This is a genomic window from Sulfuricella denitrificans skB26, assembly GCF_000297055.2.
Lineage (GTDB): Bacteria > Pseudomonadota > Gammaproteobacteria > Burkholderiales > Sulfuricellaceae > Sulfuricella > Sulfuricella denitrificans.
On sequence record NC_022357.1, the window covers coordinates 215134 to 231134 of the forward strand.

The window sequence follows — 16001 nt, forward strand, 5'->3', positions numbered from 1 at the left end:
CTACCCCCATATTGGCCCGGGATCATGCAAAATCAAGTCAGTTCCAACATTGCGCCCTATCAGGGCCGCGCCCCAAACATCGCGGCCACGGCCTGGGTCCACCCCAGCGCCCAAATTATCGGCGACGTGGACATCGGCGAACGCGCTTCGGTGTGGTGCAATACCGTAGTGCGCGGCGACGTGAATTTCATCCGCATCGGCAACGAAACCAACATCCAGGATCTGTGCACCCTGCACGTCAGCCACATTCGCGCGGACAGCCCTGGTAGCGGCGCAGCGCTGATCATCGGCGAGCGGGTGACCGTAGGCCATAATGTCATCCTGCATGGCTGCGAGATTGGCGACGAATGCCTGATCGGCATGGGCTCGATTGTGATGGACAAAGTCGTCCTGCAGCCGCGGGTGCTGCTTGGCGCGGGCAGCCTGGTGCCGGAAGGCAAGGTGCTGGAAAGCGGTTATTTGTATCTGGGCCGGCCAGCCAAGCAGCTGCGCCTGCTGACCGAGGAAGAGCTGGCCCACTTCGCTTATTCGGCCGCCCACTACGTCAGGTTGGCGAACAATCACCGCCAGGGCTGACCCCTGAATTTAGCTCGAACTATAAGGAAAAATCATGAGTATCAAGACCGTCGCCACCACTCCATTTACCGACCAGAAACCCGGCACCTCGGGCCTGCGCAAGAAGGTCACCGCTTTCCAGGCGGCGCACTACCTGGAAAACTTCGTTCAGGCGATTTTCGACACCATAGACGCGCCGGCCGGCAGCACGCTGGTGCTCGGCGGCGACGGTCGCTACTACAACCGCGAAGCTATCCAGGTCATCCTCAAGATGGCGGCGGCGAACGGTTTCGGCAAGGTACTGGTGGGCCAGGGCGGCATCCTGTCGACCCCGGCGGCCTCCGCTGTAATCCGCAAATACGCGACCTACGGCGGCATCATTCTGTCGGCCAGCCACAACCCGGGCGGGCCTGACGGCGATTTCGGCATTAAGTACAACACCGCCAACGGCGGCCCCGCGCCGGAGAAAATCACCGAGGCGATCTATGCGCGCAGCAAGGAACTGACCAGCTACAAATTGATCGAGGCTCCTGATGTCGCGCTCGACCAGCCCGGCGTATTCACCATGGGCGAAATGAAGGTCGAAGTAATCGACCCAGTGGCCGACTACGCCGAACTGATGGAATCCCTGTTCGACTTCGCCGCCATCCGCACTATGCTCAGTGGTGGCTTCCGCCTGTGCTTCGACGCCATGCACGCGGTCACCGGCCCGTATGCACGGGAAATCCTCGAAAAACGGCTGGGTGCGCCAGCGGACAGCGTCATCAACGGCGTGCCACTGACCGACTTTGGCGGCGGTCACCCCGATCCCAATCTGACTTACGCCCCTGAATTGGTGGCAATCATGTACGGCGCCGAAGCGCCCGATTTTGGCGCAGCATCCGACGGCGACGGCGACCGCAACATGATTCTGGGGCGGCGTTTTTTCGTCAACCCGTCCGACAGCCTCGCCATCATCGCCGCTAACGCCGCACTGGCGCCCGGCTATGCGGCAGGACTGGCCGGCGTGGCGCGCTCCATGCCGACCAGCGCCGCCGCCGACCTGGTCGCCGCCAAGCTCGGCATCCCCTGCTACGAAACCCCCACCGGCTGGAAATTTTTCGGTAACCTGATGGACGCCGGCAAGGTCACCCTGTGCGGCGAGGAAAGCTTTGGAACCGGTTCCAGCCACGTGCGCGAAAAAGACGGCCTGTGGGCGGTACTGTTCTGGCTCAACATCCTCGCCAGCCGTCGCCAGTCGGTGGAAGATATCGTCCTTCGCCATTGGGCGGAATACGGCCGAAACGTCTATTCGCGCCACGACCACGAAGGTCTGCCGTCCGCCGCCGCCAACGCCCTGATGGACCACCTCAAGGACCGGTTCGCCAAACTGCCGGGCCAGCGCTTCGGCAGCTACCAGGTGAAATTTTGTGACGACTTCAGCTACACCGACCCGATCGACGGCAGCCTCAGCACCGGCCAGGGGCTACGCATCGGCTTTGAAGACGGGTCGCGCATTGTCTATCGCTTGTCCGGTACCGGCACCGAAGGCGCCACCCTGCGGATTTATCTGGAAGCGTTCGAACCCGATTCCGCAAGGCATGGGGAGGATGCGCAACAGGCGCTGGCAGAGCTGATTGGAATTGCGAATGAGTTGTCGGAATTGAAGCAGAGAACGGGGCGGGATAAGCCGACCGTGATTACTTAAGCTGCCTTGTGCTCCCCGTCTCTTATGGGAGAGGGGTAGTACCGGGTTGATTATTGCGCAAAAGCGATGTATTGTTTACTATGCAATATATGAAGGCCAAGCTTTATTTACGGCAGAAGAAGACGATAGGCGGGATCACCGTTGAAATGGTGATATGGCAATTGCCCGCGGCAACACCAGACCGACCACACGGCTTCAAGTACCGCCTTTACTGTGGTCGCGACAAAGAATGCTTGGTACGTTACGACAACGAAACGGGAAAGGGCGATCACATTCATTATGGCAATGTGGAGCGAACCTATCGATTCGTGTCGGCGGATCAACTAATTTCTGATTTTGAGGCCGATGTCATGCGCCTGCTAGGAGGCAAAAATGTCTAAAGCGATTATTGGAACGGAATCCCTGCAAACCATGTTTAAGCGTGCCCATGAAGTGGCGCGCAAAATCGATGGCGGTGAGCCGCTACCAGAAGCCGACTATCATCTGAATTTTGAGAGCGCAACTCGGCTTTTTTCCGAGCTAACCCCGCGCCGCATGGAGTTATTGGAGGAGTTGAAGCGTAGTGGGCCAAGATCGATTTATGCCTTGGCTAAAGGGTTGCACAGGAACTATAGCAATGTTCACAGTGACGTGAGAATACTTGTGGATCACGGGCTACTTGAAAAAGATGAAAAAGGCCGTGTATTTATGCCCTGGGACGAAATCCAAATTAATGTTTCGTTTGCCAAGGCGGCTTAGCGGAGTAACTAGTTCGCCGGGCAGCCCCGGTATCTAACATCCGCGTGAAGCGGGTACAAAACCCATTGCTGTTTGTAACAACCAGAATAAATACTTAGTGGTCCAATTGTCATAAAAACGTTAGCGCACAATAAAAATGAATGCAGTATTCAGACAATTCATAGAATCTTTGGAGCCTTCGTTCCAGCGGCTTATGAGAATGGATCCTGTAACTGTGGCAACTTTGCCAAGAGAAACTCCATTATCCGGCATCTATCTGTTCTCGGAAAATGAGCGGCACCTCTATGTCGGCCGCACAAACACAATAAAAAAACGTCTCCAAAATCATTGTCGCCCAAGCTCAGGTCATAACTCTGCAACCTTTGCATTTAGGCTGGCACGGCAAATTACGGGCCACACAATCGCGACGTACACTGAGCACGGGTCACGCTCTTTCCTGGAAAAGCATCCTGATTTTTCTCATGTGTTTCTTCAACAAAAAGAAAGGGTGCGAAATATGGATGTTCGTTATGTTTTTGAGCCAGATCCAATGCGTCAGGCGCTTCTGGAAATGTATGTATCAGTCAGCTTGGGCACCCCACATAATGACTTCGATAACCATTAATGCTCTAACAATGTCTTCCAGAGGACGCAGTTGCTACCGCGCCTGCTCCGCTGAAGGCTAGCGTTATGCCGAAGCCTCATAAACCACATGCCCCTCCACCAACGTATATCTAACCTTCCCCTGTAACTCCATCCCCAAAAACGGCGTATTCCTGCCCTGGCTCTTGAGCGAACGCGGCTCAACTTGCCAGTATTTTTCAGGATCGAAGATACACACATCAGCAGACTGTCCGGCACCCAGGTGGCCATTGTTCAAAGCCAGTATCCGAGATGGTTCGGCGCTGATTTTGGCGATCGCGGCGGACAAGGATATCCCCATCTCATTCGCCCATTTCAGCGTCAGCGGCAGTAACAGTTCCAGTCCGGTGGCGCCGGGTTCGGCTTCGGCGAAGGGCAGCAGTTTGGCGTCGTCGTCCACCGGGGCGTGGTCGGAGCACAGGGCATCGACCGTGCCGTCGGCGAGCGCCTCGCGCAGGGCGTCGCGGTCGCGCTGGCTTCTGAGCGGGGGAATCAGGTGGCAGTTAGCGTCGAAGAAGCCGATGTCCATTTCACTGAGATGGGCGTGATGGATGGCAACGTCGCAGGTCACCGGCAAACCTTCCGCTTTGGCCGCGCGGATCAGGGCTACGCCTTCGCGGCTGGAGAGGCGGCAGATGTGGATCCGAGCGCCGGTTTCGCGGGCCAGAGTGAGGATGCTGGCGAGAGCAATGGTTTCGGCGCAGGAAGGAATCGACGCCAGGCCGAGTCGGGTAGCCACTTCACCATCATGAGCGACGCCGTCGCGGGCGAGAAAAGCATCCTGTGGGCGCAGCCAGACGGTGAAACCGAAAGTGGCCGCATACTGCATGGCGTGCAACAACACGTTGGTGTCAGCGAGCGGCACGTCGGCGTGAGAGAAGGCAATGCAGCCGGCATCGTGCAGTTCAGCCATTTCGGTCAGGCGCTCACCGCCCAGCTTCTGGGTGAGTGCGCCGAGCGGATAAACCCGCGCCTGGTTCAGGCTCTTGGCGCGGTGCTTGAGCATTTCCACCAGGCCGGGTTCGTCCAGCGGCGGGTCGGTGTCGGGCGGGCAGACCAGGCTGGTGACGCCGCCCGCCACTGCTGCCAGCATCTCGGATTCGAGCGTGGCCTTGTATTCCAGACCCGGCTCGCGCAACCGGGCAGACAGGTCGACCAGGCCGGGACAGACCACCAGGCCGGCAGCGTCTATCGTGCGGTTGGCATTAAAGCGCTCGGGCATGGCGCCGACAGCAACTATCTTGCCGGCAGCGATGAACACGTCCTGCTGTGCGTCGATATTGTTATTCGGGTCGATCAGTCGGCCGTTCTTGATGTGAATTTTCATTGCTTGCTCCCCGCCCCGCTACCCATCAGTATGCTCATCACCGCCATCCGCACCGCGATGCCGAACGTCACCTGTGACAGGATCACCGACTGCACGCCGTCGGCGACGGAGGATTCGATTTCCACGCCGCGATTCATCGGGCCGGGATGCATGACGATCGCGTCCGGTCGCGCCAGCGCCAGCTTCTCGGTGGTCAGACCGTAATATTTGAAGTACTCCTGGGCGGAGGGTAGCAATGCGCCGCGCATGCGCTCGTTCTGCAGGCGCAGCATGATGATCACGTCGACATCCTTCAGCCCTTTCGCCATGTCGTGATAGATCTGCACCCCCATGCGCTCGGCACAGGCTGGGATCAGGGTCTTGGGCGCGATCACGCGCACTTCCGGCACGCCCAGCGTGGTCAGCGCATGGATCTGCGAACGCGCCACGCGCGAGTGCAGCATGTCGCCGACGATAGCCACGCGCAGGCTGGTCAGATCCTGCTTGTAATGGCGGATGGTGAACATGTCCAGCAGCCCCTGAGTGGGGTGGGCGTGGCGCCCGTCGCCGGCATTGACGACGTGGATATGCGGTGCGACGTGCCGCGCGATCAGGTGCGGTGCACCGGACTGGGAATGGCGCACGATAAACATGTCGGCCTGCATCGCCGCCAGGTTGTCGACCGTGTCGAGCAGAGTTTCGCCCTTGCTGGTGCTGGATGCGCCGACGTTCAAATTGATCACGTCGGCAGACAGCTTTTTGGCGGCGATTTCGAAGGTGGTGCGGGTGCGCGTGCTGGGCTCGAAGAACAGGTTGAAGATCGCCTTGCCCTGCAGCAGCGGCACCTTCTTCACCTCGCGCTCGGCGACGTTGAGGAAAGACGAAGCGGTGTCGAGAATGTGGCGCAAGGTCGCCGCAGGCAAGCCTTCGATGGTGAGCAGGTGCTGCAGCTCGCCGTTCCTGTTGAGTTGGGGGTTATTTTTCATGTTATTGACCATCCAGATAAGACTGCAATATCCGCTGCGCTGCGACTTGGTCCAGCACCGCTTTCTGCTTCCGCCCGCGCACTCCGGCTTCGTTCAGATCCTCGCTCGCCGCAGTCGAGCTGTGACGCTCGTCCACCAGTGCCACTTTGAGACCGAAACGGCCTTCCAGCTGGTGTGCGAAGCGCCGGCAGCGCGCGCTCATTTCGTGCTCTTCGCCGTCCGCGTGGGCGGGTAACCCAACCACCACCAGCGCCGGCTGCCATTCCTTGAGCAACGCCTCGATAGCACCGAAGCGCTGGTCGTTGCTTTCCCCCAGTACCGTCGTCAAGGGATGCGCCAGCCCAAGCTCCAGCTCGCCCACTGCTACGCCGATGCGCTTGATGCCGAAATCGAAACCCAACACCGTGCCGCGTTGCGGCGGGTGAGGGGTGAAGGGTGAGGGGTGAGGAGGTAAAATCTCCTCGCCGCTCGATAACCGCTTTTCCTCACTCCTCACCCTTCACCCCTCACGGAATTCAAGCATGCCCCGCCTCATCGGCCAGGCTGGCGAGATCGACGCCGAGCAGTTGCATTGCGGCAGGCAGGCGCTGCTCCCAGGGTAGGTCGAAAATGATCGCCGCCGAAGCCGGCACGGTGAGCCAGGCATTTTGCGCCAGCTCCTGTTCCAGTTGCCCCGCCGCCCAGCCGGCATAGCCCAATGACGTCAGCAGCTTGTACGGGCCTTGTCCGCGACCGACCGCTTCCAGAATGTCTTTCGAAGTGGTCAGGGCGACATTCTCGTTCACCGCCATGGTCGACAGCCACTCTCCGACCGGCTGGTGCAGGACGAAGCCGCGGTCCATCTGCACCGGGCCGCCGAAATGCACCAGTTCCTCGGCATGCTCTTCCGATTCAAGTTCGATGCCGATCTGGTCAAGCAGCATCTTCATGGTCATTTCGATAGGCTTGTTGATCACGACACCCAGCGCACCCTGATCGGTGTGCTCACAGACATAGGTCAGGGATTTGGCGAAATAGGGATCGGTCATGGCGGGCATGGCGATCAGGAAATGGTCGGTCAGATTGACGGTTTTCATGCTGCAATTATCCTACAAAAAACCATTAGCCACAGAGAACTATAGAGAAAAGCCGTGTAGGCGGGTAGGCCACACGGAAATAACTCCCTCTCCCCAACCCTCTCCCGCAAGCGGGAAAGGGAGCGAACGTAAAGGGCACTTGTTTCGATTGGCCCTAATCGGCAAAGGCTCCAGCAGTATCCAGCTGGTCGGCGCGGGTAAAGGTCCAGGTACGTACAATGCCGAGAATATCGGTGTCCTTGCGAATGTCCTCGGGGAAGGCCGCATAGGGCGCCGCCAGTTTGACAATGCGGATAGCCGCCTCATCCAGCACCTTATGGCCAGAGGAACGCCTCACCTCGACGCGCTCGACGCTGCCATCGGCCTTGATGTTGACGATGAGTTGCAGGCTGCCATAAATTTTTTGTCGCTTCGCTTCTTCAGGGTAATTCAGGTTGCCGACTTTTTCCACCTTGATCCGCCAATCTTCGGCGTAGCGTGCGAAGCGGTATTCCTGGGTGCGCGCACCGACGAAGTTGCGCTTGGGTTTTTTCTGGTAGGCGTCCCAATCCCGCGAAATCTGCGCTTCCAGGCGAGCGGCCTCAAGACTGCGCATCATCAGATCGGAGCCCGGCTTTTCTGTAGGCTCTTCGGATGGCTTGCTCTTGGCCGGAATCGGCTCGACGGTTTGCGTCGATTTGACCTGGGTCATCAGGAGTCGGGCCTGCTGTTCCAATTGGCTGACTTGCTGCTGCTTCTGCGCGGCTTCCGACTCCTGCTGGGGCCGATCCAGCACTGGCAGCGGGCTTTTGGCCCGGCGTTCGGCATCGGTGTTGCCGCCGCCGTCGAGATTGGCCTGCGCCAGGGCATCGGCCTTGACCGGCCGGGAGGAGGATTTACTGTTGACCAGCACGACCTCGAGTGAGGTGGCGATGCCCGATTTTTTCGTCTCAGGCGCCTTGAAGTTCAAGCCGAACAACACCAGCAAATGCAGGGTGATGGAGATCAGCAGCACCAGTCCGAGGCGATCGGACTGGTTCAGCCGCGCGTAGCGGCCCAGAGAAATGGGAGCACGATGATTGTTCAAGGCGCAGCCAGTTTAGCAGAAATAATCTGCCTGATCATTGCTCCAGGGGGCCTACATAGCGGCACTGGCATGTCACCTCGAGCAGGTCCACTTTCGACACCTCGAGCGAAACCCGGCTGCCTGGCGGCACTTCGGGCAGTAGCGGCACCCGGATGAACAGCGGCAGGTGGTCGAGCTTGACCAGGTTTTCCTTTACCACCACCGCGCCGGTTTCGCTGACCTGTTCCTGCTGCAGCCAGCGCAGGCACCAGTAGCGCTCCATCTGGTCCTGGATGTTGCCGTAAGCTTCGTAGGCCAGATCGAAATCGCGCATCGCGATCAGCAGGCGCTCATCGCGGTTGCCATAGGGTGCCGGCTTGCCTTCCAGTCGGGCGATCAGCTGGCGCTGGTTGACCAGATCGACATAGCGGCGCAACGGCGAACTCGACCACATGTAGTGCGTTACGCCCAAGCCCTGGTGCGCGCCCGGCGACACGCTCATGCGCACCTTGCCGCCTTCTTGGTTGCGGTAGATGCCGGCATAGTCGGCTTCCGCCAGCTCCTTGCCCCAGGTGGCATTGGTATGAATCATCAGCTCCGACACCACCCGGTCGATAGGGGTATCGCGGTGGCGCTCGGTAATCGAAACGCGATCGTCCACCACCGCGAAATTGTAATCCGGGAAATTCCGGCTGCTTTCCCCCTTGCCCCGGCCTTCCTTGAGCTTGGTGGTGAAATCCCATAACAGCAGGAGCTCGTCTTTCCAGGCGTAATCGCCCTCCCGGCTGAGCACGGACGCGCCGTTGAATACCGGCTCCAGGGCCTCGTGGCGCAGGTTGGCGGCGATTTCGACGTGATCCAGCGCGCTTTCCTGGCCGACCACGGCATATTCTGGTGTTACTTCGAGGTACAGCGACAGCGCGGGGCAACGACGACCTGCGGCCAGGGTGTAGCGCTCCACCAGTTTCTCCGGCAGCATGGTGATCTTCTGACCCGGCATGTACACCGTGGACAACCGCTGCGAGGCGATTTCATCGAGACGGTCGCCCGGCGCGAAGCCCAGGCCTGGCGCGGCGATATGGACGCCGATACGCCAGTTGCCGTTATCCAGGCGCTTGATCGAGAAGGCGTCATCAATTTCGGTAGTGGCAGCATCGTCGATGCTGAAGGCCTGCGCATCCGAATGCGCGGGGTCGCCCTGAGGGTGAAGAATTTCGACTTCGGGGAAGTCCGTGCCTTCGGGAAAATGCTCGCGCAGAAAGCGGTTCAGGTGGTAAGCATGAGCAGAAGGGATCGCGCCACACGTGTCCAGCAACTTCACCGGATTGAGATTGGTTTCAGCGCAGGCCTTGTCGAGCGCCTTGAATTCGAGCGTGTTCTTGTCCGGCGAGTAAAGCAAGGCTTCCACGATTTGCGGCGTGAACATTTCTGGCAGGCGTCCCGCTACCATTTCAGCCACATGCGCTGCGATGGTTTCTGCCTGCTTGCGTTTCTTCTCCTCGGAAGCCAGCGCTGCCTTGAGGTTTTCCTCCGGCGCGGCCTTGTAGCGACCTTTGCCTTTCTTGTAGAAATACATCGGCGCGGTATGCAGTTTCAGCGCTGTCGCCGCCGCCTCGACCGGGGAAGGCGCATGGCCGTAGTATTCGCGGCCCAGGTCAACGAAAGCGAATTCCTCGGTGCCGCTGACCTCCCACAGAAAAATCGGATCGAGTTCCGCCGCCGCTGCTTCTGCCGCTTCCATGAACCCGGCAATACCAGGCGTTTCAAAGCGCAACAGCACGTTGCCGGCCTTGATCTTGGAGCGTTTGCCATGCGGTGTTTCCACCTGCAAGGAGGAGGTGTTGTCGGCCATGACGCTGGCTACCTTGATGGCGCCGTCTTCTTCGTACAAAACATTCATAAAGATGCAAAATCCATAATGCTGCCGACATGTTCGGCAAAATTTGTTAAACCGTGATCGCCACCCTCGATGATGATTTTCTGCGCCCCGGCATATCTCGCCAGGGCATCGCGATAATCCAGCACCTCGTCCTGCGTTCCCACAATCAGAAGATAGCGCTCCGGTCGAGTGATCGCCGGCACTTCCAGCTGTCGCAGCTGCTCGATATGCGTCTGCGTCAGCTCATATTCCTCGCCTGTATACAGGTTGCGGTTTAGTCCCAGAAAGGCCGGCAAAAGTTCATAAGGCCGGACCGCCGGGTTGACCAGTACCGCCTTGAGACCATACTTCTCAGCCAGCCAGGTGGCATAGTAGCCACCAAGGGAACTGCCCACCAGGGTAACCGGAGCATCACCCGCTGTCTCGATCAGCGCTTCCAGCTTGCCAACCGCTTCTTTCGGCGAGTACGGCAGGTCGGTCGCGGCAAACTTCTGGTTGATTCCCTCAAGCTTCTGCCGCAGGATGCCTGCCTTGAAGGAAGTTGAAGAACTGTTGAAACCGTGGATGTAGAGGATCACCGGGCGAGCGCCGCCAGCAACTTTTCGTGCACGCCTCCAAAGCCGCCATTGCTCATCACCAGCACATGGTCGCCGGGACGGGCGACGGCAGTCACAGCGGCCACCAGGCCATCGAGGTCATCGAAAGTCTGCGCCTTGTCTCCCAGCGGGGTCAACGCGGCGGCGGCATCCCAGCCCAGATTGGCGCCGTAACAGAACACCTGATCGGCTTCTTCCAGGCTGCCGGGCAATGCATCCTTCATCACGCCCAGCTTCATGGTGTTGGAGCGCGGCTCCAGCACCGCCAGAATGCGCGCGTTGCCGACCTTGTGGCGCAAGCCGGCGACGGTGGTTGCAATTGCGGTGGGATGGTGGGCGAAGTCATCGTAAACCGTGATGCCGCTTACTACGCCGCGTACTTCCATGCGGCGCTTCACGTTTTCGAATCTGGCCAGCGCTTCGATACCGAAACCGGCGGGCACACCGGCGTGGCGCGCGGCGGCAATTGCCGCCAGGGCGTTCATGCGGTTGTGTTCTCCGAGCAGCGGCCAGTTCAGCATACCCTGGAACTCTTCCTTGAAGGCGACCGCACCGGCAGCACCTATGGTCCAGCCCTGCGCCGTGCCGAAACGTTCCACCGGGGTCCAGCAGCCCCGTGCCAGCACCCGGTCCAGGCTGGATTCGCGCCCGTTGGCGACGACCAGTCCATTGCCGGGCACGGTACGAACCAGATGGTGAAACTGGGTTTCGATCGCGGCCAGGTCGGGGAAGATGTCGGCATGGTCGAATTCGAGATTGTTGAGTACGGCGGTGCGCGGGTGATAGTGGACAAACTTGGAACGTTTGTCGAAGAAGGCGGTGTCGTACTCGTCCGCTTCAACCACGAAAAACGGCGAGTCGGTGAGCCGGGCGGAGACGCCGAAATTCTGCGGCACACCACCGATCAGGAAGCCTGGCTGCAAGCCCGCATATTCGAGTATCCATGCCAGCATCGCCGAGGTGGTGGTCTTGCCGTGGGTGCCGGCCACTGCCAGCGTCCACTTGTCCTTCAGTACATGCTCGGCCAGCCACTGCGGGCCGGACACGTAGGGCAGGCCGCGGTTGAGGATTTCCTCCATCAGCGGATTGCCGCGCGTCACCACGTTGCCGATCACAAACATGTCCGGCTCCAACCCGATTTGCGCCGGATCAAAACCTTCGGTCAGGGCGATACCCTGGGCTTCGAGCTGCGTGCTCATCGGTGGATAGACGCCGGCGTCGCAGCCGGTGACCTTGTGCCCGGCCTGCTTGGCCAGCACCGCGATGCCCCCCATGAAAGTACCGCAGATGCCGAGAATGTGAATATGCATGAATAGCAACGGGTGATTGATTAACCGCCCATTATAAAGCTTTTTGACTACAAGCTAAAACGCTCATGATGAATCACCATGAGCGTTTCCCTCACCTCAATCCTCTCCCGCAAGCGGGAGAGGAGGCAATGGTAAAGGGCGCTTGTTTTGATCGGCGGATTGCATCGGCAGCAGGGCCGCTGCGGGGGGGACGCCATACCAGTCCCAGCCCTGAGCCACCTGCAAGGCCGTATGGCGGACTCGCTCCCAGACTTCATCCGGAGAAATGTTGAGGAAATCCCGTATCGCTGCAAAATCATCCGGCAAGGCGGCATCCTTCCAGCCATTGGCGGAATGCCGGGCCAGCGCCACCGCAAGCGTGACGCATTTTGTTCGTGGCAGCTCGGCATGAGATTCATCCATCAGCGACAACAGCAGCTTGGGCAAATGCCAGGTCGACGCCAGGGCAATCTGCAGTTCAATGATGCGGAAACTCAGTATTTCCTGTTGCGCCGCAATGCTGCGCAATGTCGGGTCGCGCCGCATCTTGTCACGGATTTCCAGCATTTGCCCGGGTGCAAAGCACCACAGCAGCATTTCCGCCAGGTCGCGCAGCAGCGCAGCAACCACCACCTCGTCGGTGGCGACGTCATGGCGCAGCGCCGACCAGTCCAGCGCGTACATGGCGGCATGGCGTGCCCGGCTCATCACCTGCATCATGCCTTCGAGAGCCAGGGGATAGTCGGCCAGGCTTTCCTCAATAATGGGCTGATCAGAGAACTGTTTGAAAAATGGCGTCGTGCCTATCATCATGATGGCCCGATCGATCGTCGTGATATCGGTTACCTGGCTTCTGCCGCGATGCGATTCCAGGTAGCGCAGCACTTTCACCGTCATGATCGGATCGTGCAGGATCACGGCCGTTAATTCGCGGCCATTGAGGTCGTCCTCCTTTTCCTGGAGCCGCGCAAGCTCCGTTACCGTGCGGCGTAATACCGGCAACTGTACCTGGTCGAGATAGCTTACCCATGCGTTCAAGTTCAACTGTCTGGTTATCATCGTCGCCGCCCCTGGTTCAGCCTTTTTTCATCAAGCCAGCGCTTCGACGCTGATCATGGCCTGCAGAATATGCTCCGCGCCGGGCAGCACCGTCACCACGTTGTCAACGGCATTGGCGGATTCCACGCAGACCATGCCGCGATAGCCTTCCGGGCCGAAATCGCCCATTTTTTCCGCCTTCTCGATCCAGGGATTCCACACTACGGTGGAACGGCTGCTGCGCGTGGCGATGCGTATCTGCCGCTTGAGGCCGAGGTCTTCGATCAGACAATCGGATTCGGTGTTGAGATAGACCCGGTCAACCTCGCTCTCGATCACGATGGGCCCCTGCTGGGTCTTGCTGGTGGTGCCGCCCACTTTATCCAGGTAGGTGCAGCCTTCCAGCCCCTTGATTTTCATGTCGGCCACGTCGCTGATGTGAAAATAGGTGTGGAGCGCCTCGCCGATCTGGAATGGCGCGCTACCGGTGTTGCGCGTTGCCAGCTCGACTTTCAGCTCGGCGCCAACAGTCACCCGTAGCTTCGCGCTCGAAGGGTGGGGCCACTGGGCGCGGGTGGCATCGGTTTCTATCAGGCCAAAGCTGATGAAAGTAGCACCATCCGGCTGCGCCCTGGTTTCCTGAACCTCCCACATCACCGTGCGGGCAAAACCGTGGCCCGGTAATTTGGCATCTTCGGCATGGGGGCCGAACCACGGCCAGCAGACCGGCACGCCGCCGCGTATCGACTTGCCCGGCGCAAACTTGCCGAAGCGGGAAAGCCACAGCACTGGCGCCTGGCCATGCGGCTGCCAAGTCATCACATGGGCGCCCTGCAGGGCGATGGTGGATTCGGCGAGACTGTTGGTGATTTCGGCTACGGTCAGACCGCCAGGGCCTTCCTTGAACTGTACGTGGCCGGGAATGGCGAAACGGCTGTTGAGGGCGGACAAATCGTTTGAACTCATAAACATTCCTTAAAAAATAACCGTTAAAAACGGCAATTGCTTAACAGCAGAGGCGCGGAGACGCAGAGAAATAAATGTGTAAGGTCATGCAATACTATAATTCATTGTTTTACTCAGCGCCTCTGCGGTTCAACTGAAAATAGTTGATCACGCCATTTCGACGCGATTCCTGCCATGCTCCTTGGCCCGATATAATCCTGCGTCAGCTCGTCCGACGAAATTTTCTGCTGAGTCCCCAGTGCAATATTCAGTCAGACCGAAGCTGCAGGTCACGCGGCTGATATCGGAAAAAGAGTGGGTTTCTACTGCGATTCTCAGCTTTTCTGCCAAAAGCTGCATGCTCTCCGCATTACAATTGGGTGAAAGAATGACGAATTCCTCACCGCCCCAGCGCGCAAAAAAATCGTGTTCCCGGATGATTTGGGAAACCAGCCGGGTCAGTTCCACCAGGACGTCATCGCCGACCTGATGGCCGTAAGCATCGTTGATCTGTTTGAAATGGTCGATGTCCATGATCATGACGGCAAGCGGCAAATGATGGCGCGCTGCCCTGCGCATCTCTGTTTCAAGGAAGGAATTAAACAGCCTTCGGTTGGCGATGCCGGTGAGGACATCCGTCGTGGCCTGTAGCTTGAGATTCTCCTCGGCCCGCTTGCGGTCGGTGATGTCGCGCGCAATCCCGATACCGTGCCACCTCCCCCTGATTTGTACCGAGGAAAGAGACAACTCGACAAAGCATTCGGCGCCATCCTTGCGCACAATTTCAAGTTCCACGGCTTCCCCGGTATGCCCGCTCTCCGCGGTCGCAAGCTGGTTCAAACTGGCTTCATACCTTTCCAGGTAAGGTGATTTCGGGGGGACGATCAAGGCAAGAAAATTTTCCCCCACCGCTTCTTCGCGGGGGTAACCGAAAATCTTATCAGCCGCTTCGTTCCAATAGGTTAGCGCGCCACTGTCGTCAACCATCACAATGGCATCATGTGCAGAGCTGGTAATCAGACCGAGCAATTCCTCGCGCTCCCTGAGCTCGGCAGTCCGCTCGCTCACCAGGCTCTCCAGTTCCTCCTTGCCACGCTGAAGTACCAGCTCAGCTTCCTTGATGCGGGTAATCTCCGTCCGGATCGTGACATATTGACAAGGCTTCCCGCTGGCATCCAGGACTGGTCTGATCGTGGTTTCCACCCAATATAGATCCCCATTCTTCTTGCGGTTACAGACTTCGCCATGCCAGACCTTGCCGCTGGTGATGGTTTTCCACAAGACAGCAAAAAACGCTTTGGGGTGGAAGCCTGAATTCAAAATCCGATGATCCTGCCCAAGCAGCTCTTCGACGGAATATTGAGAGACCTGACAAAACTTATCATTGACGTAAGTGATCCGCCCCAAAGCATCGGTCATGCTGACGATCGCGTGCTCATCCAGGGCCTGCTTCTGGAATTCGAGATCCTTGACGCTTTCTTCAAGCCTGACTTTTGTCCCGCTCAGCCGCAACATCAAATTCGTCATGCTGCGACTGACAAAGACGGCAATCAGGAACGCCAATATAATTGCAGCGCCTCCGCCCGCAATCAGGGTCGCCTGCGCGCTAGCGTGCAACCTGGTGGCAGCGGCCACACTGTTTCGTGTTTCCTCCGCCTGAAACTGGATAAAGGCGTTGATTACCTCGAACTCACGCGCCTGAGCCGGCAAGGCCTTGTCCTGCAACAGGCGGCTCGCCTCTTTCATCCGGTCGGCCGCCACCAGGTTTATTACCTCCTGTTGCAAACGCATGGCAACTGAAGTGAATATATTTTGTTCCTCCAGCATGGATACTTCTTCCGGCACCAGATTATATTCCCGCAGTCTTGTGCGAGCCTTGCCGAATGCCGTACCCAAACTGTAAAACTGCTGTATTTTTTCAACCCGGTTAGTTGGGTCGGCATCGAACGTGAGGTTGTTCAGCAGGAAGGCTCTTTCTCGCGATGCGTTGTACATCGTGTAGGCCAGGGCGGCATGGTTGTTGTGTTCCTCGGCGATATCATCGAGCGCCGAGCTGATTGCGGTCAGGCGGGACAGACTGAAAACGAGCAGGGTCAGCATCAGCACCATAACCAAGCCGAAGCCGATGGCGATTACGCGGGTCGAATAACGCTCCAGGATGGGCGAGGAATGTTTTTCCTGATTCATCGGGATTGCCGAAAGCTCTGCCAATTCATAACAAGCGCCCTTCTCGTTTGCTC

16 protein-coding genes are annotated in these 16001 nt (G+C 58.6%); 5 read left to right on the forward strand and 11 right to left on the reverse strand.

What is annotated here, in order from left to right; genetic code table 11:
* The first annotated feature begins 24 nt into the window (after nt 1-24).
* From SCD_RS01015 to SCD_RS16010, 5 genes are all read left to right on the forward strand, one after another.
* A complete protein-coding gene (locus SCD_RS01015) occupies nt 25-576 on the forward strand; it encodes a gamma carbonic anhydrase family protein (RefSeq protein WP_009207000.1) in 552 nt (183 codons plus the stop codon).
* 34 nt (nt 577-610) lie between these two features.
* Nucleotides 611-2242 carry an alpha-D-glucose phosphate-specific phosphoglucomutase gene (locus SCD_RS01020; protein ID WP_009206999.1) on the forward strand — a complete coding sequence of 544 codons (1632 nt, stop codon included), beginning with the start codon at nt 611-613 and terminating at the stop codon, nt 2240-2242.
* A 53-nt stretch (nt 2243-2295) separates the two neighbouring features.
* A complete protein-coding gene (locus SCD_RS01025; protein ID WP_009206998.1) occupies nt 2296-2622 on the forward strand; it encodes a toxin-antitoxin system TumE family protein in 327 nt (108 codons plus the stop codon).
* Entirely contained in the window at nt 2615-2980 is a 366-nt protein-coding gene (locus SCD_RS01030) for an HVO_A0114 family putative DNA-binding protein (protein WP_009206997.1), read from the forward strand. Before SCD_RS01025 ends, SCD_RS01030 begins: the two co-directional genes overlap by 8 nt.
* A gap of 136 nt (nt 2981-3116) precedes the next feature.
* A complete protein-coding gene (locus tag SCD_RS16010; RefSeq protein ID WP_084607396.1) occupies nt 3117-3584 on the forward strand; it encodes a GIY-YIG nuclease family protein in 468 nt (155 codons plus the stop codon).
* A 63-nt stretch (nt 3585-3647) separates the two neighbouring features.
* On the opposite strand, the gene SCD_RS01035 is transcribed toward SCD_RS16010, so the two are convergent.
* The 11 genes from SCD_RS01035 to SCD_RS15500 form a co-directional block, all read right to left on the reverse strand.
* Nucleotides 3648-4928 carry a dihydroorotase gene (locus SCD_RS01035; protein ID WP_009206996.1) on the reverse strand — a complete coding sequence of 427 codons (1281 nt, stop codon included), beginning with the start codon at nt 4926-4928 and terminating at the stop codon, nt 3648-3650.
* Nucleotides 4925-5893 carry an aspartate carbamoyltransferase catalytic subunit gene (locus SCD_RS01040; protein WP_041673273.1) on the reverse strand — a complete coding sequence of 323 codons (969 nt, stop codon included), beginning with the start codon at nt 5891-5893 and terminating at the stop codon, nt 4925-4927. The genes SCD_RS01035 and SCD_RS01040 overlap by 4 nt, the downstream gene beginning before the upstream one ends.
* Nucleotide 5894: 1 nt before the next feature.
* Nucleotides 5895-6350, reverse strand: coding sequence for a Holliday junction resolvase RuvX (ruvX, locus tag SCD_RS01045; RefSeq protein ID WP_051338826.1), 456 nt, complete (start codon nt 6348-6350; stop codon nt 5895-5897).
* Between the two features lie 58 nt (nt 6351-6408).
* Nucleotides 6409-6969 carry a YqgE/AlgH family protein gene (locus SCD_RS01050; RefSeq protein ID WP_009206993.1) on the reverse strand — a complete coding sequence of 187 codons (561 nt, stop codon included), beginning with the start codon at nt 6967-6969 and terminating at the stop codon, nt 6409-6411.
* 154 nt (nt 6970-7123) lie between these two features.
* Nucleotides 7124-8035 carry an energy transducer TonB gene (locus tag SCD_RS01055; RefSeq protein WP_009206992.1) on the reverse strand — a complete coding sequence of 304 codons (912 nt, stop codon included), beginning with the start codon at nt 8033-8035 and terminating at the stop codon, nt 7124-7126.
* A gap of 34 nt (nt 8036-8069) precedes the next feature.
* Nucleotides 8070-9914, reverse strand: a complete 1845-nt coding sequence (locus SCD_RS01060; protein ID WP_009206991.1) for a ribonuclease catalytic domain-containing protein — start codon at nt 9912-9914, stop codon at nt 8070-8072.
* The gene (locus tag SCD_RS01065) at nt 9911-10471 is read right to left on the reverse strand and encodes a YqiA/YcfP family alpha/beta fold hydrolase (RefSeq protein ID WP_009206990.1); all 561 of its coding nucleotides are present in this window, start codon (nt 10469-10471) and stop codon (nt 9911-9913) included. The genes SCD_RS01060 and SCD_RS01065 overlap by 4 nt, the downstream gene beginning before the upstream one ends.
* Complete coding sequence (mpl, locus tag SCD_RS01070) at nt 10468-11799, reverse strand: UDP-N-acetylmuramate:L-alanyl-gamma-D-glutamyl-meso-diaminopimelate ligase (RefSeq protein ID WP_041673275.1); 1332 nt, start codon at nt 11797-11799, stop codon at nt 10468-10470. The genes SCD_RS01065 and mpl overlap by 4 nt, the downstream gene beginning before the upstream one ends.
* Before the next feature lie 96 nt (nt 11800-11895).
* Nucleotides 11896-12837, reverse strand: coding sequence for an HDOD domain-containing protein (locus SCD_RS01075; protein WP_009206988.1), 942 nt, complete (start codon nt 12835-12837; stop codon nt 11896-11898).
* A 30-nt stretch (nt 12838-12867) separates the two neighbouring features.
* Nucleotides 12868-13782: a D-hexose-6-phosphate mutarotase gene (locus SCD_RS01080; RefSeq protein WP_009206987.1), complete on the reverse strand. Its 915-nt coding sequence runs from the start codon at nt 13780-13782 to the stop codon at nt 12868-12870.
* Between the two features lie 147 nt (nt 13783-13929).
* Nucleotides 13930-15948 carry a diguanylate cyclase domain-containing protein gene (locus SCD_RS15500; RefSeq protein WP_009206986.1) on the reverse strand — a complete coding sequence of 673 codons (2019 nt, stop codon included), beginning with the start codon at nt 15946-15948 and terminating at the stop codon, nt 13930-13932.
* Between the last annotated feature and the right edge of the window lie 53 nt (nt 15949-16001).

Excerpts from the sequence above, each read along its gene's own strand:
- SCD_RS01030 (WP_009206997.1), top strand. The coding sequence starts at position 2,615 with ATGTCTAAAGCGATTATTGGAACGGAATCCCTGCAAACCATGTTTAAG.
- SCD_RS01035 (WP_009206996.1), bottom strand. The coding sequence starts at position 4,928 with ATGAAAATTCACATCAAGAACGGCCGACTGATCGACCCGAATAACAAT.
- SCD_RS15500 (WP_009206986.1), bottom strand. The coding sequence starts at position 15,948 with ATGAATCAGGAAAAACATTCCTCGCCCATCCTGGAGCGTTATTCGACC.
- SCD_RS01020 (WP_009206999.1), top strand. The coding sequence starts at position 611 with ATGAGTATCAAGACCGTCGCCACCACTCCATTTACCGACCAGAAACCC.
- SCD_RS01040 (WP_041673273.1), bottom strand. The coding sequence starts at position 5,893 with ATGAAAAATAACCCCCAACTCAACAGGAACGGCGAGCTGCAGCACCTG.
- SCD_RS01060 (WP_009206991.1), bottom strand. The coding sequence starts at position 9,914 with ATGAATGTTTTGTACGAAGAAGACGGCGCCATCAAGGTAGCCAGCGTC.
- SCD_RS01075 (WP_009206988.1), bottom strand. The coding sequence starts at position 12,837 with ATGATAACCAGACAGTTGAACTTGAACGCATGGGTAAGCTATCTCGAC.
- SCD_RS01015 (WP_009207000.1), top strand. The coding sequence starts at position 25 with ATGCAAAATCAAGTCAGTTCCAACATTGCGCCCTATCAGGGCCGCGCC.
- SCD_RS01080 (WP_009206987.1), bottom strand. The coding sequence starts at position 13,782 with ATGAGTTCAAACGATTTGTCCGCCCTCAACAGCCGTTTCGCCATTCCC.
- SCD_RS16010 (WP_084607396.1), top strand. The coding sequence starts at position 3,117 with ATGAATGCAGTATTCAGACAATTCATAGAATCTTTGGAGCCTTCGTTC.
- mpl (WP_041673275.1), bottom strand. The coding sequence starts at position 11,799 with ATGCATATTCACATTCTCGGCATCTGCGGTACTTTCATGGGGGGCATC.
- SCD_RS01050 (WP_009206993.1), bottom strand. The coding sequence starts at position 6,969 with ATGAAAACCGTCAATCTGACCGACCATTTCCTGATCGCCATGCCCGCC.